The sequence below is a fragment of the Cohnella zeiphila genome, assembly GCF_014212055.1.
GTDB classification, from domain to species: Bacteria; Bacillota; Bacilli; order Paenibacillales; family Paenibacillaceae; genus Cohnella; species Cohnella zeiphila.
In genome coordinates this window covers 79,434-99,083 of sequence record NZ_JACJVO010000056.1, presented here as the reverse complement: position 1 = coordinate 99,083, position 19,650 = coordinate 79,434, and the positions used below count along the sequence as shown (strand labels likewise).

Here is a 19,650-nt window from a genome sequence, read left to right as displayed (position 1 = left end):
TATAATGAATGAAGAACGAACGAGGCTAGAAGCAATTCGAATAGTCCCGGGGGAGCTGGAGATTCGGCCGGCTGAGAGTGCATCCCGTGAAGATGCAGACCCTTTTACCTGATCTGGTTAATGCCAGCGTAGGGAGGTGGAAAGCGCGCTGTCGCCGGACAGACGCGCTCTGTCGTCCGATCTTGAGTCGGTACGCCCTCCGTATGGGGGGCTTTTTTGATTTGCTCTCGATCCTTGCGTCGTCTCGCATTCGAATGGGGAGAGGAAAGGGAGAGAAACATGGGGACAAAGCAAGCAGGCAGAAAAGTAACGGGATTGGCGGTTGTCGCCGCACTGGCCATCCTGAGCGGGTGCGGCGGCGGGAACGGAGGCAACGGAAGCGCGGCGCCGTCTTCGGCAGGCGCTTCCGCCTCCGCTTCGGCTTCGCAGCCTGCGGCGCCGTCCGGGTCGTCCGCGGCGTCGGCAAGCGGGTCGCCGAAGTCTCTCGGAGAAGCGAAAGTCGTGCTGGATTGGACGCCGAACACGAACCATACCGGGCTGTACGTCGCCGCCGCCAAAGGCTACTGGGACGAGCTCGGGCTGAAGGTGGACATCGTCCAGCCTCCGGAGAGCGGAGCGGACGCGATGGTGGCGAGCGGAGCGGCCGATTTCGGCGTCGGCGCCCAGGAGTCGCTGACGCTGGCGCGGGAGCAGAACGTGCCGCTCGTCTCGCTTGCGGCGATCATCCAGCACAACACGTCCGGCTTCGCATCGCCGGAGGAGAAGAACATCAAGGAGCCGAAAGATTTCGAGGGCCGCACGTACGGCGGCTGGGGCTCGCCGGCCGAAGAAGCGGTTATCGGTTCGATGATGAAGCAGCAGGGCGCGGACGTCTCCAAAGTGAAGATCGTCAACGCCGGGACGGCCGACTTCTTTACCGCGGTGAAGAAGGACATCGACTTCGAGTGGATTTTCTACGGATGGACGGGCATTGAAGCCGAACAGCGGGGAATGAAGCTGAACATGATCTATCTGTCCGATTTCGACAAGAAGCTGGACTACTACACCCCGGTGCTGGAGACGAGCGAGAAGATGATCCAGGGCAAGCCGGACGTCGTCCGGGCGTTTATGAAGGGCGCGTCGGAAGGCTACCAATACGCGATCCAGCATCCGGACGAAGCCGCCGACATTCTGTTGAAGGCGGAGCCGGACCTGAACGCCGATCTCGTCAAGGCGAGCCAGGAGTGGCTGAGCCCGAAATACCAGGACGACGCTCCGCGCTGGGGCGAGCAGAAGCGGGACGTATGGGCCGGGTACGGCGATTTCCTGAAAGAGCACGGCGTGCTCAAGTCCGATCTCGATTACGACGCGATGTTCACGAACGATTTCCTGCCGCAATAAACGGGTTCCGTCTCAGTGAGCGGTACGAATTCACGGCTCCTGAGCGAATTCATGCCCGAATACGGCGAATTTCCGCCCTGCTTGGAGCGAATAGGCGGAATGGCTCCTCTTACTTCTTCGGCTACCGGGTTGGCGAGCGGAAGAATGGGAGAAGCTCCCTCTATTTTTTGAGATTCTGATGGACGGAGCAGAGCTCCGGCCGCTTACGAGGAGTTTTTCCCGGTAAATGTTCGGATCGCCGGGCATGAGTCAAAATAATGGGACAGATTCCCGCTGCGAATTTGGGATGAATCAAGGGAGGAACCGACCATGGCGCAAGCGCTGCTGAGCATTCAAATTTTGCCGAGGCTGAAGGCTGGAGACAACGACATCATCCCGTACGTCGACAAGGCGATCGACATCATCAAGGCGTCCGGCGTGCCGTACCGCGTCGGCCCGCTGGAGACGACGATGGAAGGAGACCTGGACCGGCTGCTCGACATCGTGAAAGAGATGAACGCCGCGATGTTCTCGCTGGGAAGCCCTTCGGTGCTGTCGCAGATCAAGCTGTCCGTCGATGCGGCGGATGGAGCCTCGATGGCGCGGCTGCTGCAAAAATATCCCGATGGACAGTAAAACGAAGCTGAAAAAGGCGGCGCTGTCGGGCGGCACGATGATCGGCTTCGTTCTCGTTTGGCAGCTTATCTGCTCTTTCCTGCGGGTCGACCCGTGGATTCTGCCGTCGCCCGTCCGCATCGCGCAAGCGATGTGGGAGGACGGCCCGAGACTGGCCGATCAGTTGGGGTTCACCTTGCGGCTGGCGCTGGAAGGCGTCGCCCTCGGCGTCGCGTTCGGCGTGGCGGCGGCGCTTCTGTTCCATCTCATTCCGGGCGTCCGAACGGCGCTGGCTCCGCTCGTGATCGTGACGCAGAACGTCCCGCTCATCGCGCTCGGGCCGCTGCTGATCGTCTGGTTCGGCTTCGGGCTGATGCCCAAGCTCATTCTGCTCGTGCTCGTCTGCTTCTTCCCGGTCGCGTGGTCCATGCTGGCCGGCCTCGGCCAGGCAGAGCCGCACTTGCGCGAATATATGGCGATGATCGGCGCGAGCCGGTGGGAGGTGCTGCGGCGGCTGGAGCTTCCCGCTTCGCTGCCCTCTTTCTTTACCGGGCTGAAGCTGACCGCGGCCTACAGCGTCTCCGCCGTCATCGTGGCGGAATGGCTCGGAGGGAGCGACGGGATCGGACACTACCTGGTATTGAAGGAAAAGGGCTTCGACACGGCCGGCGTCTTCTCGGCGATCGTCTGCATCGTGGCGTTGGCTCTCGTCTTCTACGGGGCCGCCGTCTGGCTGGAGCGGCTGGCGATCCGTTGGCGACCTCCCCGGGCGGAAGCGAAGGGAGGGCAAGAAGCATGAGCGGAGAGACGGAGAACGCCAAGCTGGAGCTGTCGGGCATCTCCATGAGCTATTCGCGCGGCGGCCGGCGCCATCCGGCGCTGGACGGCGTCTCCCTGCGCGTGAACGAAGGAGAATTCGTCACCTTGATCGGTCCTTCCGGAAGCGGCAAGTCGACGCTGTTCCGGCTGATCGGCGGCGTCGAAAGGCCGGACGCCGGAAGCATCCGGTTCGACGGGCGCGACGCGACCGGCCGGCGGGGACTGATCAGCTATATGCCTCAGCAGCCTTCGCTGTTCCCCTGGCTGTCGGTCGAAGCGAACATCTCCTCGGCGCTGGAGTCGGCGGGGATCGGGAAGAAGGAGGCGGCGGAGCAAGCCTCGGGCTGGCTGCGCCGCATCGGGCTTGGCGACGCGGCGCGGGAATACCCGCATGTGCTGTCGGGCGGTATGCAGCAGCGGGTGTCCTTCCTGCGCGCGCTGCTTATGCCCCGCGGCGTCATGTGCCTGGACGAGCCGTTCGCGGCGCTGGACGCGCTGACGAGAGCGGACATGCAGGCCTGGCTGCTCGGCATCTGGGAGGCGGAGCGCCGGAGCGTGCTGTTCGTCACGCACAGCATCGAAGAAGCGCTCACGCTGTCGGACCGCATCTATGTGCTGTCTCCGGCTCCGGCACGGGTGCTGAGCGAGCTGACCGTGCCGTTCTCCCGGCCGCGGAGAGCCGACGTATGGAAAGAGCCCGAGTTCGTTCTTCTCAAGGAGCGGGTTTTGGCGCTTCTGCAGAAGGGAGCGGAGGAACGCCATGCTTTATGACGCGCATATTCATCTGGACGGCTATCCGCCCGAAGAACGGGACGACATGCTGAGGAAAGCTTTCGCCGGCGATGTCGGCGGGGCGGTCGCCGTCTCGACGGGGAGGGCTTCCTGCGTCGAGACGCGCGAACTCGCGCGGAAATATCCGGGACGCGTGCTGCCGGCTTACGGGCATCATCCCGAACAGCCCGCGCTGGAAGCCGGGGAGCTGGAAGAGCTGTGCGGGTGGATTCGAGAACGCCGGCACGAGCCGTTCGCCATCGGCGAGGTGGGCCTGCCTTACTACCTCCGCAAAGAGAAGGGGGCGGCTGGAGAGCCGTTTGACGAAGCGCCTTATGTTCGGCAGTTGGATCGGTTCGCCGCGCTGGCGGCGGAGCTGGACCGGCCGATCGTGCTGCACGCCGTCTACGAGGATGCGGACAAGGCGTTGGAGCTGCTGGAGCGGCATCGCGTCCGGAAGGCCCATTTTCACTGGTTCAAAGGGTCTCCCGAGTCGCAGCGACGGATGGCGGACCGCGGCTGCATGATCTCCTTCGCGCCGGACATCGTCTACGAGGACGAAATACGAGAGCTGGCTGTCGCCTATCCGCTCGGGCTGATCATGGCCGAGACGGACGGTCCCTGGCCGTTCGAAGGGCCGTTCGCCGGGCGCCGGACGGGGCCGGAGATGACGCGCGACGTCGTTCGGGCGTTGGCGGCGCTCAAAGGTCTGGATCCTCGGGAGATGGAGCGGATCGTGGAGCGAAACACGAAACATTTTTACGAATGGCCGTGGTAGCTTCCCAGCGGCTCGTTCAATACCCATTCGAGCAGCAGCATCTGCTCGTCGATTCTGCCGATCCGTTCACGGATCGCGCCGCTGCCGTCCCCTTCGGACTTTTCGAGCCGGGACTGCAGCTCTTTTTTTTGAGCGGCCAATTCGTTGAATTTCCGCTTGATCTGATCGGCTGTTCTCATCGATTCGCTCCTTCGAAGGCTTGAATAAAGGGCTTTCAAGTATTATGGTGTTAATTGTACTGCAAAAAAGCCGCGCAATCACGACGGACGGAGGTGTTGGAATGGAATTCGAATGGCTGCTTAGAGTGGTCATAGCGGGAATCTGCGGCGCATGCATCGGGTACGAGCGCAAAAACCGGATGAAGGAAGCCGGCATCAAAACGCATTTTATCGTAGCGGTGGGCGCCTCGCTCATGATGGTCATCTCCAAGTACGGCTTTCGCGACCAGCTGGGCTGGGACAATCTGACGCTGGATCCTTCGCGGATCGCGGCGCAGGTCGTCAGCGGCGTCAGTTTTCTCGGCGCGGGGATGATCTTTTTGCAAAAGATGACGGTGAAAGGGCTTACGACGGCCGCGGGCGTATGGGCGACGGCCGGAACCGGCATGGCGACGGGAGCCGGGCTGTACGCGATCGGAATCGGCGTCACGGTGATCATCCTGGTCGCGCAGACGGCGCTGCACAGTCCTCTGCGGTGGTTCTCTTCTTCGAACAAGCAGGAGCATCTGGTGTTGAAGGCCGCGAACGATCCGGGCGTAACGGAGCGAATACTCGGCTTGCTTAAGGAACGTCAGATCGCGGTCGAGCGCTTTCTGGCGGAGATGTCGGACGAGGGAGAGTGGACGCTGGAACTGTTCGTGAAGTGGCCTCCCGGCGGCGATGCCGGCGAACTGCTGGCGCTGCTGCAGCGCGCCGGCTCGGTAACTTCGGTCGAGCTGAAAGGGTAACGCCTAGCGGCCGGGCGGACGAATCGGGCGCCTGGACGCTTCGGCTTCCATGGTCATCGCGACTTCCGACACGAGCAAGGTGAGGTAGGTTCGAAGCGGGATCCGACGAATCCGGGTCATCAAGTTCGCCTCCTTCTCATCTATGCTTTCTTACCCTTCATTTACACTTATTCCCAATGGGCGAAACACCTGCCTGCCGTTTATGTTTGTCCGATTCGATCCATGAGCCTGTTTTATCTTGGCGGAAGTATTGCTTTTTTCGGCTTGGAGTGGTACGATTCCCATCAACGATGGTGTATCTTCTCGGGGAATCCCGAAGATCCCCGTCGAAATGACAAGTGAATCAGCGACTTACCTTCGGGGCGAGGTGCAATTCCTCACCGGCGGTGATCGGGGGCTCAGGGGCGGCAAGCGCCGTCCGGCTTCCGTCAGTCCGTGACCCGTCATCGTTGCTACCGGACGACCGGTGTGCGTGATGCGGTGGACCTGGTGCGAGTCCGGGACCGACAGTAACAGTCTGGATGGGAGAAGGAAGCGCAGCGCGGCCGTGCCGCGCGTGATTCGGCAATGGATCGGACGTTTCGATTCCGCGCAGGATCCGCATTATTTTGTGAACGCATCTGTATGTTCCTTTTTTCACAAAATAAAGCGGTATAGGTTCGGAGACGGAACGCCTTGGAAGATGCGAATGATGAGACCGGGATCGGCCGGCCTCGGCGGCCTTGCGCTGCCGGGCGGCTTGACGTCCTGTCGCCTCGATTTTTCGCCGTCCATGCCCGATGAACGCGCCGCATACGGTCTGTTCGATGCTGTGTGACCGCCAACCCCCGGGGAGCTTGAACCCGGGGGTTTGTTGCGTTTGTCGCGGGCTAGGGGGGAACAGCGGCGATTGGAAATTTTGAACGATGAGTATTACATGCGTCTTGCTTTGAATACGGCGAAGGGAGCCGCCGGCCAGACGGGCATCAACCCGGCGGTAGGCTGCGTCGTCGTGAACGACGGCCGGATCGTCGGCATCGGGGCTCATCTTCGGCGAGGGGAAGCGCACGCGGAAGTGCACGCCCTGGATATGGCCGGCGAGCGGGCCCGCGGCGGAACGGCTTACGTGACGCTGGAGCCGTGCAGCCACCACGGCCGCACGCCGCCCTGCTGCGAGCGGCTGATCCGCGAGGGAGTGGCCCGCGTCGTCGTGGCGACGCTCGATCCGAATCCGGTCGTCGCCGGCCGGGGCGTCGCCCGTTTGCGGGAAGCCGGCATCGCGGCGGAAGTCGGGCTGCTGGGCGACGAATCGACGCGGCTGAACGAAGCGTTCAACAAATACATTCAGACCGGGCTGCCGTTCGTGACGATCAAGACGGCGCTGACGCTTGACGGCAAGCTTGCCGCCCGTACCGGGCACAGCAAGTGGATCACCGGACCGGCGGCACGCGAGGCGGTGCACACGCTCCGCCATCGTCACGACGCGATCATGGTCGGCGTCGGAACGGTTCTGGCGGACGATCCGGAACTGACGACCCGGCTGTCGGTCCCGGGCCTGCACCCGGTCCGGATCGTGGTCGATTCGGCGCTGCGCTTGCCGGACTCGGCGCGCGTGCTCGGCGCGGAGGCGCCGACTCTCGTGCTGACGACGGCGGCAGCGCCGGCCGAACGGGCGGAACGGATTCGCGGCTTGGGAGCCGAAGTGATCGTCTGCGGAGACGGCCCGCGCGTCGATCTGGCCGCCGCGTTCGCGGAGCTTGGACGGCGGGAGATCGGCTCGGTGCTGGTTGAAGGAGGCGGACGGTTGAACGGCGCTTTGATCGAGGCCGGTTTGGCCGACAAGCTGATGCTGTTTTACGCTCCGAAGATCGTCGGAGGAGAGGCGCCGTCCGCGTTCGCGCATGAGGGGCCGGCCTCGATGGACGAGGCGCTGCGCCTTCGGGACGTAGAGATCGAGCGCTTCGGCGACGATTGGTGCGTGACGGGGTACCCGGCATGGACGTAAACCGGGTTTTCGAAGGGAGGGATGACCGTATGTTTACGGGATTGATCGAAGAAATCGGCTCGCTGCGGCGGGCGGTGCGCCAGGGCGAGGCGATGGTGCTGACCGTCGCGGCGGACAAGGTGCTGGAGGACGTCAAGCTGGGGGACAGCATCGCGGTGAACGGCGTCTGCCTGACCGTCATCTCGTTCGGCGGGGACTCCTTCGCCGTCGACGTCATGCCGGAGACCTACCGCCATACGAACTTAAGCGGCCTGCAGCCGGGGGCGCCGGTCAACCTGGAGCGGGCGATGCGGGCGGGCGACCGGTTCGGCGGCCATATCGTGCAGGGGCACGTGGACGGCACCGGCGTTATCGTCCGCCGTCAGGCGGAAGCGAACGCGGTCGTGTTCACCGTGAAGCCAAGCGACGAAGATCTGCTGCGGCTCGCGGTGCCCCAAGGCTCGGTGACGCTGGACGGCATCAGCCTGACGATCGTCTCGATCGACGCGGCGGCCGGCACGCTGACCGTCTCCATCATACCGCACACGCTGCGGGAGACGGCGCTGCAATATAAGCGTCCGGGGGATACGATCAATATCGAGAACGACATTCTCGGCAAGTACGTCGCCCGTCTGCTCGGCCGGCCGGAAGGCTCCGCCGCGCCGGTACGATTCGGCGGCCTGACCGAGTCGAAGCTTCGGGAATTCGGATTTTGAGAGAAAAGGAGAGAGACCCCATGCAAAACGACAACCCAATGGATCATGCTCTTCCGGCAGCGCAATTCGATTCGGTCGAGGCTGCCATTCAGGATTTGAAGCAGGGCAAGCTTGTCGTCGTCGTGGACGACGAGGACCGGGAGAACGAAGGAGATCTGATCGTCCTCGCGGATTACGCGACGCCGGAAGCGATCAACTTCATGATCTCGGAGGCGAGAGGCCTCGTCTGCGTTCCGATCACGCAGGAGCGGGCGGAACAGCTTGACCTCCCGCCGATGGTAAGCCACAATACGGATTATCACGGCACCGCGTTCACCGTGTCGGTCGACCATGCGTCGACGTCGACCGGCATCTCCGCTCACGAGCGCGCGGCCACCGTTCGCGGCTTGATCGATCCCGCGGCGGGCGCTTCCGACTTTCGCCGGCCGGGCCATATTTTCCCGCTGATCGCCAAGGACGGCGGCGTGCTCCGCCGGGCAGGGCATACGGAAGCGGCGATCGACCTGGCCCGTCTGTGCGGCGGCACGCCGGCGGCCGTCATCTGCGAGATCATCAAGGAAGACGGCACGATGGCCCGCCTGCCCGACCTGCTCGAATTCACGAAGCAGCACGGCCTCAAGCTGATCACGATCAAGGACCTGATCCGTTACCGGAACGAGACGGAGAAGCTCGTGAAGCGCGAAGTGGAAGCGAGGATGCCGACCGACTTCGGCGAGTTCCGGGCGATCGCCTATACGAACGCGCTCGACTCCAAGGAGCATGTGGCTTTCGTCAAGGGCGACATCGACGGAGAACAACCGGTGCTCGTGCGGGTTCATTCCGAATGCCTGACCGGCGACGTGTTCCATTCCCACCGCTGCGACTGCGGTCCTCAGCTGGAAGCGGCCTTGAGACAGATCGACGAAGCGGGCAGCGGCGTGTTATTGTATATGCGTCAGGAAGGACGGGGTATCGGCCTGATCAACAAGCTGCGCGCTTACGTGCTGCAGGAGCAAGGGCTGGATACGGTCGACGCCAACCTGAAGCTAGGCTTCGCGCCCGACCTCCGCGATTACGGCATCGGCGCGCAGATCCTGAAGGATCTCGGCATTCGCCGGATGAGGCTGCTCACGAACAACCCCCGCAAAATCAAGGGACTCGAAGGCTACGGCCTGAGCGTCGTCGAGCGGGTGCCGCTGCAGATGGCCGAGAACGAAGACAACACCCGGTATCTTCATACGAAGAAAGCGAAGCTGGGACACCTGCTTTCTTTCCAGGACGACGTCCCGCTTCAAGCGGTCGAACAAAACGAACAACCGGCTGCAGGGCCGAGGAGAGGATGACGATTCATGGCAGTTGTATATGAAGGCAAGCTCGTCTCGCAAGGATTCAAGTACGGCATCGTCGTTGGAAGATTCAACGAGTTTATCTCCTCCCGTCTGCTTGGAGGAGCGCTCGACGCGTTCAAGCGCCACGGGGCGGAGGAAGACGACGTCGAGATCGCGTGGGTGCCCGGCGCGTTCGAAATTCCGCTGATCACCCAGAAGATGGCGGAGAGCGGCAAGTACGACGCCGTCGTGACGCTCGGCGCGGTCATTCGCGGTTCGACGCCGCACTTTGACTACGTGTGCAACGAGGCGGCCAAAGGAGTGGCGGCGATCGGCCTGAAGACCGGCGTGCCGACGATCTTCGGCGTGCTGACCGTCGACAGCATCGAGCAGGCGGTGGAGCGGGCCGGCACGAAGGCCGGCAACAAAGGCTGGGAAGCCGCCGTGAGCGCCATCGAGATGGCGAATTTGACGCAGGCGCTGAAGGGCTGACCTTCGGAGCCAAGGCGGGGCGATGCAGGCCCATAGGCGCGCCGGCGCGCCTCGCGTGAACTCCGAATGGGAAGGTGACGATTCGCCGTGACGGTGCTTTACAAGCTTGAGACGTTCGAGGGACCTCTGGATTTGCTGCTCCACCTGATCGACAAGGCGGAGATCGACATCCAGGACATCTCGATCAGCGAGATAACGGATCAATACATCAGCTATCTGGAGGCCATGCAGGAGCTGGAACTGGACGTGACCAGCGAATTTCTGGTGATGGCGGCTACGCTTCTCTCTATGAAAAGCCGGCAGCTGCTGCCGAAGCCGCCCGTCACCGAAGAACCGTGGCTGACGGTGGAAGACGACGACGGGCTCGATCCGCGCGAGGAGCTGATTCGCAAGCTGATCGAGTACCGGAAGTTCAAGGCGGCGGCCAGCCAGCTGCGAGAGCAGGAGTACGAGCGCAGCCTCGTCTTTACGCGAGAGCCGGCGGATCTGGCCCCTTACGCGGCGGAGATTGCCCGGAACCCTGTCGAAGGGCTGCATGTGGACGACCTCGTGCGCGCGTTTCGCAAGGCGCTTCGCCGTGTCCAGGGACGCAACCGGATCGCCGCCATCCAGCGGGACGAGATCTCGATCAAGGACCGGATCCGCGATATTATGGATGCGCTGAAAGGCCGTTCGGAAGACGGAGACGGGAAGGTGTTGTTCTCGCAGCTGATCGGCGACGAGCCGGACCGCCAGGAGATCGTCGTGACGTTTCTGGCCATCCTGGAGCTGATGAAGCGCCGCTGGGTATCGTGCTACCAGCATCGGCTGTTCGACGAGATTGTGCTGGCTTGGACGGGGAAGGAGGGGTCGGACGATGGATTATTCGAAATTGAAATCGATACTTGAAGGACTGCTGTTCGTCTCCGGCGACGAAGGCCTCAGCGTCAAGGCGATGGCCGAAGTGGTGGAGATGGACGCGGACGTCGTGCGCGACGTGCTCAAGGATCTTCAAACGAACCTTGTCCGCGGCAAGCGGGGAATCCGCATCGTCGAGGTGGCGGGCAGCTTCCGTCTGACGACCGCCCCCGACCATGCTCCGTATTTCGAGAAGCTGGCCTATTCGCCGGCCCGCTCTTCCCTGTCCCAGGCCGCGCTGGAGACGCTGGCGATTATCGCCTACCGGCAGCCGATCACCCGCGTCGAGATCGAAGAGATCCGCGGCGTAAAGGCGGACCGTGCTCTCCACACGCTCGTCGTCAAGGACTTGATCGAGGAAGTGGGCAGGGCGGACGCGCTCGGCCGGCCGATTCTGTACGGGACGACCAAGTCGTTCCTCGATTACTTCGGCCTGGCGAGCCTGAACGAGCTTCCGGACCCGGTCGTGAGCGAAGGGGACGACGATCTCGAGGAGCGCACCCAGCATCTGTTCGAACGGATCGAAGGCCGCCAGCTCTCGATGGACGACTTGAACGCGCTGGAAGCCGATTGAAACGATGGCAAACGAATGAAGCGTCAGGATGAAAGGCCATACTATCCCAAGCGAAAGGCGGGGAAAGTATGGCTTTTTGGTTGTGGACGGGGCTGGCGGCGGCTCTGCTGCTGCTGGGCATATTGGCGCTGCTGTCGACGGTGAAAGTCCGGGTTCGGTACTCCCACAGCGGGAAGTACGATCAGCTTGTCGTCATCGTTCGGGCGGTCTACGGGATCGTTCGCATGCGCACGGTCATACCGGCCATTCTGTTAAAGGGAGGCCATCTCGTCTATAACCAGGAGCGGAACAGCCGCATGGCGGGCTTCGGCCGGAGCGCCGAGCCGGAAAAGCGGCGCTTCGGCCGGCACTCGATGCGGCGCTATCGGAAGGCGTTCGGGGCGATTCGAACGTCCACCCGGGATTTCGCCCCCTGGCTGCGGCAGACGATGAGCAAGGTGGAATGCACGCGCTGGCGGACCGACGTGCGGCTCGGAACCGGGGAAGCGGCCTCGACCGCAACGCTCTCGGGACTGCTCTGGAGCGTGATGGGCTGTTTCACCGCGTTAGCCGCGCACTTCGTTCGGCTGACCGCCCACCCCCACGGCAGCGTCCGCCCGGTCTATTCCGGGATCGAGTTCTCTTTCGTCTGGGAAGCCGATTTCCGCATCCGTGCGGGAACGGCTGTCCTTTGTTTTCTCCGGCTCGGCCGGCGAACCGTCCGCATTCGGCAAGCGTACCGGGCTTGGCGAGATTGGATGCGCCCTCCCGCGAAAGCTTAAGACAGATTCCATGATCGACCTCTTTCTTCCCCGGCTGAAGGGATTCGATTTCTGTGGTATTATGTGGAAATGAGTCGAATATCTGTTGCAGGAAGCAGGGGGAGTCGGCAATTGAGCGTTGAAGTCAACCGTCTGAACGAATTGAATGAGGAAATATACGGCCGTCTGGAACGGATTCTGAAACATTTGCAGAAGCGCCTGCATTTTAAAATGTTCGCAGCCGTTTATGACGATAAGGACGAGCCGGTGCAGATCGTTCGCGTCAAAAAAACGGTTTCGGAGCAGCGCGGCGCGGGAACCACGCAAGACAACATTCAGTCGCTGGACAACCTGTTCGTCGAACTGTACGGAACCAAGGAGACGAGGGGCGATGCCGGACATCCGGCGGGTTTGGTCCAGTTGGTGAGAGACGGACGCCAATCGGACGGCGCGGAGGCTTCGCAAGAGGAACCGATTCCGGATGCCGCGAAGATGGATTCCGATGCCAATCCGATAAGCGATTCCTCGCCATACCGGATTCCTTCGGATGTCGTTCATTACGTAGACGCTTTCCGCTATGACGATAGCAGCCGGATCTTTCATATCGTATACATACTCGAACTGCATCAAGTCGAATCGACGGTGGTTCGCCTGTATGAACGGAAGCCCGAGCTTTCTTTTTTACGCATGATTCTGGAAGATTACTTCCGAAGCTTTTACGAGAGAAACGCAAGCCATGCGCTGATCTTCGGCGAGGATGGCGGCATCCGCCGCAAATACTTGGAGGACGAGCTTCAGTTCAACCGGCGGGCGGCCCGTCTGTTCTTCGGAGGCATGCGGGATTTGCTTGCCAGGCCTGTTGCGGACGAACTCCCGGAAGGAAGCGGGAACGATCAGCCGGCAACCGGCGATTTGCTGGAGATGATCGACAAAATATCGAGCGAGACGTACGAGCGCCAAAACCCTTTCGGGACGCTGCTGCTAATGAACGAGCAGACGATCCGGATGCCGGGGCTCGTTCGGTTCATCGTCGAATTCGCGGAGTCGGAACGCATTCGCCTGGACGACTCGAAACGGATTCGCAAGCTTCTGGAGCTGACGAACAATAGCAAGCATCAATATTTGATCGCGGATTCCGAATCGATCTACGGTCTCGGCCAAGTCGATTGGATCCTGCAAGGGGAAGCGCTCGTACTGCGGGTCGATTTTCAGGGGTTGTCCAAGTACCGGCTCGTATCCGTGCGGGCGGAACCCGAGAATTCCCGGAACGGCACGATGATCGTCGGGGAGGACGGCGCTTTCTATCGGACGGATCTATTCTTGGCGGAACGGGAGCTGCTTTACCTATCGTTTAAGAATCCACGGATCGGAGAGGAGAGCTACTCCCGGGAACGGCTCCGCCAGCTGCTGGAGCAGACGTTCGGTCGAGGGAACGAAGGATGGCAGGCTAAGTTCGACAAGCTGGAGCGGATCGTCAGCCGCGCCCGAGAGCAAAAGCACGGCACGATGGTCGTCATTGCCGATTTCGATACGGCAAAGGAAGAATTGAAAAAGCTAAGTAAACAATCAACGCCGATCAAACTCCGGCAGGTCGATCCCGATACGATCCGGCATCTGACGTCGATCGATGGAGCGATCTACTTCGACGAGGATGGAAACTGCCACGGTATCGGCGTCATTCTGGACGGCATCGCAGATCCCGACCTTGGCGACGCGAGCCGGGGAGCGCGCTATAATTCCGCATACCGTTACTTGCGAAAGCTGCAAGCGAACAAGCAAAAGTGCGTCATCGCCGTCATTTCGGAAGACGGGATGGTGAATCTGATTCCGGAGCCGGAGGACCAGCCGAAGCTGATGGAACGCGCGCAAGGCGCGAGGGATCTGCTCACGCAGCCTTCCTTAAGCGAAGAAGACCGGGTCAAGCTGTCCGAGCTGGAAGGAGCTTTGCTTCAGTCGCCGATCGTAGACAGCGATTGGTTGTTCAAGCTGGGGGAAATCTATTACGGCAAAAAGGATTACGAACGGGCGATTCGTTTTTTTGAACGGGGAATCGACCGGGCGGGAGCCGAATTCGTCGCTTCCAGATATTACAGCATGAACGGGAACTGTCATCGTTATGGATTTCAGGATTTAGACCATTATCGTACGGCATTATCGATGTTCGAGAACGCGCTGCGAAATGCGGAAAACAAGGGCGGCAGGTTCGTCTATTATCTCAACTTAGCGGTTACAAGCTTTTCCATGGCCCAGCTTATTACGAAAGACAGCGAGCAAGTGAGCGAATATTGCCGCAATATCATCGAGTGGAGCAATCTCGCTCTTTCTTTGGGATCGGATCGGCAAAGCCATCAAAGGCTGGCCAGGGCCTACAATATGCGGGGCTTGGGCCATATGAATCTGGGTTTCCGCCAGCAGAAGAATTCCGAAGAACAAGACGATCTCTATCAAGAAGCGTTAAAGGATTTCACCGAAGCGATTCGGATCGAACCGGGCAATTCGATTTACTACTCCAACCGATCCTTGCTTCGAAGAAGGATGCTTCAATGGAAAGAGGCGTCTCGCGACCTGATCCATTCGGCCGTCTTGGAGACGAAGCCGGAAACGCCGAAAGAACTGAAGATCATCTTAGAAAAAATGGGTCCGGCCGACATCGCGGACGCGTTTGAGTTTTACCGAAGTCAGACGGATCAGATCAGCCGCCAAAAAGCCATCGAGGCGGTTTTCCTGAAGTTTGTCGATCCCGTGGCGGGATCCCGAGCGGAGACGGCGGCTGCGGCCGAACCCGACGAATCGGCGCCATGATTAAGCTTCCTTGAAAACGGGCACCTTATGGAGCGCATTCGGTTTCTTTCCGAAGAACCAGCCATTCCATGCGCAAAGGCATGATACAAGGGAGGATTTCAGCCATGTCCGAGCATCCGATTCAGGGCTTGATGCAGACGGCGATGGAAAACATCAAGGAGATGGTCGACGTCAACACGATCGTCGGCGAGCCGGTGCAGACGCCGGACGGCAGCGTCATCATGCCGATCTCCAAAGTCGGCTTCGGATTCGCCGCAGGGGGAAGCGAATTCCAGGGAATGTTCGAAGAAGAGCGCGACGATTCCAGGCATCAGGGGCAAGGAGCGGACGCAGGTTCGCACGCAGGCTCCCACCACAACGCTTCCGTTCAGCTTCCATTCGGCGGCGGCAGCGGCGGCGGGGTATCGATTACGCCGATCGCGTTCCTCGTCGTCGGCTCGCAAGGGGTGAAGGTCGTTCCGCTGGACAACCAAACCCACCTGCTCGAACGGCTGATCGACGCGGCCCCGCATTGGGTCGACCGCATCCAAAGCATGATTCAAAGAAGCGGAGGAACCGAAGGCGAAGCCCGCCTGTCTTCGCGCTCCTCGTCTTCGGACAATCTGATGTAACGCAGCGAGGCCGGACCGCCATCGGTTCGGCCTCGTCCGATCGTCCGGCTGCGCGGGCGACGACCCGCTGTTTCCGACCCGGCCGCAAAGGCCGTTTTTTTTCGGCCGAACCGGGCAACATGGGGGCCGGGAGCCTTGCGATTTTGCGCCGGGTAAGAATCTTTTGGGACACGCCTACATAAATTGTTATAGACACCAAGAACGATTCAGCGAGACAGAGCAAGGAGGACCAACATGATCCGCATCAAGACAAGCATCCGAAACCGCCGGCCCGCCGGGCCGCTATGGTTCAGATGGGGAATTTGCGCCGCCATCGCTCCGGCGTTGGCGCTGGGGGGCTGGACGAGCCCGGCGGCAAGCGCGGTCGTTACGGTTCCTTCGCCATCGGCAGCTTCGCCGTCTCCCGACTCCGGTTCCGCGGCCGTATCCGCTCCCGAACCGATCCGGCATCCGCCGCTGGCAGGCAAGCAGCCGTCCACGCATGCCCGGGCGGACGCGCTGATCGACGTCGCATCGGGCCGGTTGCTGGCCGGTCATAACGGCGACAAGGAAATGAAGATCGCCAGTCTGACCAAGATCATGACGGCGATCGTGGCGATCGAGAACGGACGGCTGAACGACACGGTTACGGTAAGCAAGAACGCGGCGGGCAAGGAAGGCTCTTCCCTATATTTGCGCCTGGGGGAGAAGATTAAGCTCGAAAACTTGCTTTACGGGCTCATGCTCCGTTCGGGCAACGACGCCGCGACGGCGATCGCCGAGCACGTCGGAGGCTCGTTGGAAGGGTTCGTTTATTTGATGAACCGGAAGTCGGAAGAGCTGGGGCTGACCCATACGCATTTTGCCAACCCGCACGGTCTCGACCAGCCGGAGCATTACTCGTCCGCGAACGATCTGGCCGCGCTGACCGCTTACGCGCTTCATAACGATACGTTCAAAACGATCGTTCGGACGAAGTTCCGCAAAGCGCCCAACCCGAACGATCCTTGGGACTACGAGTGGAAAAACAAAAACCGCATGCTGACGATGTACGATGGGGCCGACGGCGTGAAGACGGGCTATACGAAGCAGGCGCTTCGCTGTCTCGTCAGCTCCGCCACGCGGGGAGGCCAGCAGCTGGTCGCCGTAACGCTGAACGACGGGGACGACTGGCAGGATCATCGGAAGCTGCTCGACTACGGCTTCGAACGGTTCCCGCTCCAGCTCGTCGTCAAGAAGGGCGAACCCGTGGCGGGCAACCCGTACGTAGCCGCCGCCGATTTCCGCTATCCGTTCGAAGCGGGCGAACGGGCAGATCTCCGCGTGCGCGTCATGCCGCTGGCATCGACCGACATCGCGTACGCATTCGGCTCGCGCGGGACGCTCAGCTTTCGCTTGGGCGACAACGTGATCGGCCGCGTCGGGCTCGTGGAGGCGCCGGGTGCGGTCTCGCCGGTTGCGCCCGGCGGCAGCGGCGGGCCTGCGTCCCGGACGCCGGTCCCGGAGCATAGACCCTGAACGAAGCGGCGCTTCCGCCGCTTACCTTTTCTCAATCGAAGGAGGCGTTCCCGGTGGTGAATTGGATCTGGCTGGGCATGATCGTATTCAGCGTGGTCTTCGCCGCCGCGAACGGACGCGCGCAGCAGGTGACGGAAGCCGCGTTCGGCGGCGCGCAGACCGGGGTCACCGTCTGTTTGGGGCTGATCAGCATCCTCGTGTTCTGGCTCGGCCTGATGCGGATCGCGGAGGAGTCGGGGCTCGTCCGCAAGCTGTCCAAGCTGTTCGCGCCGATCGTCGCCCGCCTGTTCCCGGACGTGCCCCGCGATCATCCGGCTTTCGGCTATATCCTGTCGAACATGAGCGCCAACGTGCTCGGGCTCGGCAACGCGGCGACGCCGATGGGCATCAAGGCGATGCAGGAGCTGCAGACGCTCAACCCGGAGCCGCATGTCGCGACGCCGGCCATGTGCACGCTGCTGGCGCTGAATACGGCGAGCATTACGCTCATCCCGACGACGATGATCGCCATCCGGATGAACTTCGGCTCCGCCAACCCGACCGACATCGTCGTCTCGACGCTGCTGGCGACGATCGTGTCCACCGGAGCCGCCATTCTGGCGGACCGCTGGTACCGCCGAAGAAGCGGTTCGCCGCCCATCGCCTTGTCCCCTCCGAAACCGAATGCCGAGACGAAGGGAGGCTGATCCATGGTCTCCTTTCTTCATGCGCTGTCCACCTGGGCCGTGCCGATGATGATCGTCCTTATTCCCCTTTATGCGGCTTATCGCAAAGTTCCCGTATACGAAACGTTCGTCGACGGGGCCAAAGACGGATTCCAGACGGCGATCGGCATCATTCCTCATCTCGTCGGCATGATGACGGCGATCAGCATGTTCCGCGCCTCGGGCGCCATGGACGCGATGCTCGGCTTGGTCCGGCCGCTGTTCGAGCGAATCGGCATTCCCGGCGAGGTGCTTCCGCTCGGCATGCTGCGCCCGATCACGGGAGCCGGCTCGCTCGCTTACGCGACGGACCTGATCAAGACGCACGGCCCCGATTCGATGATCGCCCGAATCGCTTCCACGATCCAGGGCAGCACCGACACGACGCTGTACGTGCTGACCGTTTACTTCGGCGCCGTCGGAATCCGCAAATCCCGCTATGCGCTCAAAGTCGGCCTGTTCTCCGACGCGGTCGGCTTCTTCGCCGCCGTGGCCGTCTGCTGGCTGTTGTTTTAAGGACGCCGGCAGGGTATGATGGTCTTTGAGGTGAAATTCATTGGAACGTTTGCAAAAAATTCTCGCGGCCGCCGGCGTCGCTTCCCGGCGCAAGTGCGAGGAACTGATCGTGTCCGGCAAAGTGACGGTGAACGGAAGCGTCGTCACGGAGCTGGGCGCCAAGGCGGATCCCGCGGTCGACGCGATCGCGGTGAACGGCAAGAAAATCGCGTCGGAGACGAAAGTCTACCTGATTTTCAACAAGCCGAAGGGCGTCATCACGAGTCTCAGCGACGAGAAGGGGCGCTCGATCGTGGCCGATTATTTGAAGGACGTCAAGCAGCGCGTTTATCCCGTCGGACGGCTGGATTACGATACGGAAGGGCTGCTCCTCCTGACGAACGACGGAGATCTCGCCCATAAGCTGACGCATCCGAAGCATCACGTGCCGAAGACCTACCTGGCGACGGTCGAACGGATTCCGCACGGCGAGGCGCTGGAGAGGCTGGCGAAAGGGATCAAGCTGGACGACGGCATGACCGCGCCGGCGGATGTCGAATACCACGACGTCGATCCCGACCAGAAGCAGGCGACGATCACGATTACGATCCGCGAAGGGCGCAACCGCCAAGTCCGGCGCATGTTCGAAGCGATCCATCACCCGGTCGTCCGGCTGAAGCGGGTCACTTTCGGCGGCGTCCATCTCGGCAATCTGCAGCGCGGCAAATACCGCAAGCTGACGAAGGAAGAGCTGGATACGCTGCGCGCGGCGGCCGATGAGGCGGAGAAGGCGTGACCTGTGTCACACAATGTTCAAAACCGGAGGTCGGGACCGTTGTCCCGGGCCCCGGTATTTTCGTTATAATGAAGAAAAATGGGTATGCCTTCCGCAGGAGAGGCGACCGAAGATCGGACGAGGCGAATATTCCCCGGTGGTGAAAGCGTGAAGAAACATCGCAAACCGATTCAATACTTGATTCTGGCCTTCGCGGTGCTGATCGGCGGCTACGCGATCGGCCGTTCGTTTTTTACGACGCAGTCCGTCCTGAAGGCGGGCAGCGAAGCGCCGGCTTTCGAACTGGCCGACCTGTCCGGCCAGACGCACGATCTGGACTCCTACAAGGGCAAGCCGCTCGTGCTCAACTTCTGGGGGACGTTCTGTCCGCCCTGCCGGGACGAGATGCCCGCGCTGCAGAAGGAATACGACAAGTGGAAGGACCAGGGCTTGCAGCTGGTCGGCATCAACCTGAGCGAGGACCGCATCAGCGTCCAGCAGTTCGCCGCCAGCGTCGGCGCGAGGTTCCCGATCCTGCTCGATCGGAACAAGATTACGGAGAAGCGGTACGGTCTGAAGGAATATCCGACGACGTTCTTCATCTCGTCGGACGGACATATCCAGGAGATCGCCATCGGCGGACCGATGAGCGAGGAAGACATCGATTCGCATATCAAGCGGCTTTTCGAGACGTCGCCCAAGAGCTAGCCTACAACCGATCCATCAGCCTTCGGGCTGGCCGCCAACCGATCCATCAGCCTTCGGCTGACGATAACGGTTGCGGCTAAC

The 19,650-nt window shown here is 61.5% G+C and carries 21 protein-coding genes and 2 riboswitches; of the genes, 20 read left to right on the top strand and 1 reads right to left on the bottom strand.

The window, feature by feature from the left end; translation table 11 throughout:
* The first annotated feature begins 38 nt into the window (after nucleotides 1-38).
* Nucleotides 39-152: riboswitch (TPP riboswitch) on the top strand.
* Between the two features lie 127 nt (nucleotides 153-279).
* The 5 genes from H7C18_RS33475 (at nucleotide 280) to H7C18_RS33455 (ending at nucleotide 4,342) form a co-directional block, all read left to right on the top strand.
* Nucleotides 280-1,380: an ABC transporter substrate-binding protein gene (locus H7C18_RS33475; protein WP_185133479.1), complete on the top strand. Its 1,101-nt coding sequence runs from the start codon at nucleotides 280-282 to the stop codon at nucleotides 1,378-1,380.
* Nucleotides 1,381-1,689: 309 nt separating this feature from the next.
* Nucleotides 1,690-1,995 carry a thiamine-binding protein gene (locus H7C18_RS33470; protein ID WP_185133478.1) on the top strand — a complete coding sequence of 102 codons (306 nt, stop codon included), beginning with the start codon at nucleotides 1,690-1,692 and terminating at the stop codon, nucleotides 1,993-1,995.
* Nucleotides 1,985-2,773: an ABC transporter permease gene (locus tag H7C18_RS33465; protein ID WP_185133477.1), complete on the top strand. Its 789-nt coding sequence runs from the start codon at nucleotides 1,985-1,987 to the stop codon at nucleotides 2,771-2,773. The genes H7C18_RS33470 and H7C18_RS33465 overlap by 11 nt, the downstream gene beginning before the upstream one ends.
* Complete coding sequence (locus tag H7C18_RS33460; RefSeq protein WP_185133476.1) at nucleotides 2,770-3,564, top strand: ABC transporter ATP-binding protein; 795 nt, start codon at nucleotides 2,770-2,772, stop codon at nucleotides 3,562-3,564. The genes H7C18_RS33465 and H7C18_RS33460 overlap by 4 nt, the downstream gene beginning before the upstream one ends.
* Nucleotides 3,554-4,342 carry a TatD family hydrolase gene (locus H7C18_RS33455; RefSeq protein WP_185133475.1) on the top strand — a complete coding sequence of 263 codons (789 nt, stop codon included), beginning with the start codon at nucleotides 3,554-3,556 and terminating at the stop codon, nucleotides 4,340-4,342. The genes H7C18_RS33460 and H7C18_RS33455 overlap by 11 nt, the downstream gene beginning before the upstream one ends.
* On the opposite strand, the gene H7C18_RS33450 is transcribed toward H7C18_RS33455, so the two are convergent.
* Nucleotides 4,324-4,521 carry a hypothetical protein gene (locus H7C18_RS33450; protein ID WP_185133474.1) on the bottom strand — a complete coding sequence of 66 codons (198 nt, stop codon included), beginning with the start codon at nucleotides 4,519-4,521 and terminating at the stop codon, nucleotides 4,324-4,326. The genes H7C18_RS33455 and H7C18_RS33450 overlap by 19 nt on opposite strands.
* Before the next feature lie 101 nt (nucleotides 4,522-4,622).
* On the opposite strand from H7C18_RS33450, the gene H7C18_RS33445 reads away from it, so the two are divergent.
* The 15 genes from H7C18_RS33445 (at nucleotide 4,623) to H7C18_RS33375 (ending at nucleotide 19,569) form a co-directional block, all read left to right on the top strand.
* Nucleotides 4,623-5,288: an MgtC/SapB family protein gene (locus tag H7C18_RS33445; RefSeq protein WP_185133473.1), complete on the top strand. Its 666-nt coding sequence runs from the start codon at nucleotides 4,623-4,625 to the stop codon at nucleotides 5,286-5,288.
* Between the two features lie 349 nt (nucleotides 5,289-5,637).
* A riboswitch (FMN riboswitch) is annotated at nucleotides 5,638-5,825 on the top strand.
* A 352-nt stretch (nucleotides 5,826-6,177) separates the two neighbouring features.
* Nucleotides 6,178-7,272: a bifunctional diaminohydroxyphosphoribosylaminopyrimidine deaminase/5-amino-6-(5-phosphoribosylamino)uracil reductase RibD gene (ribD, locus tag H7C18_RS33440; protein ID WP_238358130.1), complete on the top strand. Its 1,095-nt coding sequence runs from the start codon at nucleotides 6,178-6,180 to the stop codon at nucleotides 7,270-7,272.
* 29 nt (nucleotides 7,273-7,301) lie between these two features.
* Nucleotides 7,302-7,967, top strand: coding sequence for a riboflavin synthase (locus H7C18_RS33435; protein WP_185133472.1), 666 nt, complete (start codon nucleotides 7,302-7,304; stop codon nucleotides 7,965-7,967).
* Nucleotides 7,968-7,987: 20 nt separating this feature from the next.
* Nucleotides 7,988-9,289 carry a bifunctional 3,4-dihydroxy-2-butanone-4-phosphate synthase/GTP cyclohydrolase II gene (locus H7C18_RS33430; protein WP_273388682.1) on the top strand — a complete coding sequence of 434 codons (1,302 nt, stop codon included), beginning with the start codon at nucleotides 7,988-7,990 and terminating at the stop codon, nucleotides 9,287-9,289.
* A 6-nt stretch (nucleotides 9,290-9,295) separates the two neighbouring features.
* Complete coding sequence (gene ribH, locus H7C18_RS33425) at nucleotides 9,296-9,766, top strand: 6,7-dimethyl-8-ribityllumazine synthase (protein WP_185133471.1); 471 nt, start codon at nucleotides 9,296-9,298, stop codon at nucleotides 9,764-9,766.
* Nucleotides 9,767-9,853: 87 nt separating this feature from the next.
* Nucleotides 9,854-10,654 carry a segregation/condensation protein A gene (locus H7C18_RS33420; RefSeq protein ID WP_185133470.1) on the top strand — a complete coding sequence of 267 codons (801 nt, stop codon included), beginning with the start codon at nucleotides 9,854-9,856 and terminating at the stop codon, nucleotides 10,652-10,654.
* Nucleotides 10,623-11,237, top strand: coding sequence for an SMC-Scp complex subunit ScpB (gene scpB, locus H7C18_RS33415; RefSeq protein ID WP_185133469.1), 615 nt, complete (start codon nucleotides 10,623-10,625; stop codon nucleotides 11,235-11,237). The genes H7C18_RS33420 and scpB overlap by 32 nt, the downstream gene beginning before the upstream one ends.
* A 68-nt stretch (nucleotides 11,238-11,305) precedes the next feature.
* Complete coding sequence (locus H7C18_RS33410; RefSeq protein ID WP_185133468.1) at nucleotides 11,306-11,998, top strand: DUF2953 domain-containing protein; 693 nt, start codon at nucleotides 11,306-11,308, stop codon at nucleotides 11,996-11,998.
* 111 nt (nucleotides 11,999-12,109) lie between these two features.
* A complete protein-coding gene (locus H7C18_RS33405; protein WP_185133467.1) occupies nucleotides 12,110-14,779 on the top strand; it encodes a tetratricopeptide repeat protein in 2,670 nt (889 codons plus the stop codon).
* A gap of 104 nt (nucleotides 14,780-14,883) precedes the next feature.
* Nucleotides 14,884-15,390 carry a GerW family sporulation protein gene (ytfJ, locus tag H7C18_RS33400; protein ID WP_185133466.1) on the top strand — a complete coding sequence of 169 codons (507 nt, stop codon included), beginning with the start codon at nucleotides 14,884-14,886 and terminating at the stop codon, nucleotides 15,388-15,390.
* A gap of 234 nt (nucleotides 15,391-15,624) precedes the next feature.
* Nucleotides 15,625-16,887, top strand: a complete 1,263-nt coding sequence (locus H7C18_RS33395; protein ID WP_185133465.1) for a D-alanyl-D-alanine carboxypeptidase family protein — start codon at nucleotides 15,625-15,627, stop codon at nucleotides 16,885-16,887.
* Nucleotides 16,888-16,940: 53 nt separating this feature from the next.
* Complete coding sequence (locus H7C18_RS33390) at nucleotides 16,941-17,573, top strand: nucleoside recognition domain-containing protein (protein ID WP_185133464.1); 633 nt, start codon at nucleotides 16,941-16,943, stop codon at nucleotides 17,571-17,573.
* Between the two features lie 3 nt (nucleotides 17,574-17,576).
* Nucleotides 17,577-18,107, top strand: a complete 531-nt coding sequence (locus tag H7C18_RS33385) for a spore maturation protein (protein WP_185133463.1) — start codon at nucleotides 17,577-17,579, stop codon at nucleotides 18,105-18,107.
* Between the two features lie 40 nt (nucleotides 18,108-18,147).
* Nucleotides 18,148-18,882 (top strand): pseudouridine synthase, encoded by a 735-nt coding sequence (locus H7C18_RS33380; protein WP_185133462.1) that lies wholly within the window; start codon nucleotides 18,148-18,150, stop codon nucleotides 18,880-18,882.
* Nucleotides 18,883-19,029: 147 nt separating this feature from the next.
* Nucleotides 19,030-19,569 carry a redoxin domain-containing protein gene (locus H7C18_RS33375; RefSeq protein WP_337914052.1) on the top strand — a complete coding sequence of 180 codons (540 nt, stop codon included), beginning with the start codon at nucleotides 19,030-19,032 and terminating at the stop codon, nucleotides 19,567-19,569.
* Nucleotides 19,570-19,650: the final 81 nt, after the last annotated feature.

Bases quoted from the DNA above. Each gene is read 5' to 3' on its own strand.
- H7C18_RS33465 (WP_185133477.1), top strand. From the start codon at position 1,985: ATGGACAGTAAAACGAAGCTGAAAAAGGCGGCGCTGTCGGGCGGCACG.
- H7C18_RS33470 (WP_185133478.1), top strand. From the start codon at position 1,690: ATGGCGCAAGCGCTGCTGAGCATTCAAATTTTGCCGAGGCTGAAGGCT.
- H7C18_RS33385 (WP_185133463.1), top strand. From the start codon at position 17,577: ATGGTCTCCTTTCTTCATGCGCTGTCCACCTGGGCCGTGCCGATGATG.
- ytfJ (WP_185133466.1), top strand. From the start codon at position 14,884: ATGTCCGAGCATCCGATTCAGGGCTTGATGCAGACGGCGATGGAAAAC.
- H7C18_RS33450 (WP_185133474.1), bottom strand. From the start codon at position 4,521: ATGAGAACAGCCGATCAGATCAAGCGGAAATTCAACGAATTGGCCGCT.
- H7C18_RS33445 (WP_185133473.1), top strand. From the start codon at position 4,623: ATGGAATTCGAATGGCTGCTTAGAGTGGTCATAGCGGGAATCTGCGGC.
- H7C18_RS33395 (WP_185133465.1), top strand. From the start codon at position 15,625: ATGATCCGCATCAAGACAAGCATCCGAAACCGCCGGCCCGCCGGGCCG.
- H7C18_RS33475 (WP_185133479.1), top strand. From the start codon at position 280: ATGGGGACAAAGCAAGCAGGCAGAAAAGTAACGGGATTGGCGGTTGTC.
- H7C18_RS33460 (WP_185133476.1), top strand. From the start codon at position 2,770: ATGAGCGGAGAGACGGAGAACGCCAAGCTGGAGCTGTCGGGCATCTCC.
- ribH (WP_185133471.1), top strand. From the start codon at position 9,296: ATGGCAGTTGTATATGAAGGCAAGCTCGTCTCGCAAGGATTCAAGTAC.
- H7C18_RS33455 (WP_185133475.1), top strand. From the start codon at position 3,554: ATGCTTTATGACGCGCATATTCATCTGGACGGCTATCCGCCCGAAGAA.
- H7C18_RS33435 (WP_185133472.1), top strand. From the start codon at position 7,302: ATGTTTACGGGATTGATCGAAGAAATCGGCTCGCTGCGGCGGGCGGTG.
- scpB (WP_185133469.1), top strand. From the start codon at position 10,623: ATGGATTATTCGAAATTGAAATCGATACTTGAAGGACTGCTGTTCGTC.
- H7C18_RS33430 (WP_273388682.1), top strand. From the start codon at position 7,988: ATGCAAAACGACAACCCAATGGATCATGCTCTTCCGGCAGCGCAATTC.
- H7C18_RS33410 (WP_185133468.1), top strand. From the start codon at position 11,306: ATGGCTTTTTGGTTGTGGACGGGGCTGGCGGCGGCTCTGCTGCTGCTG.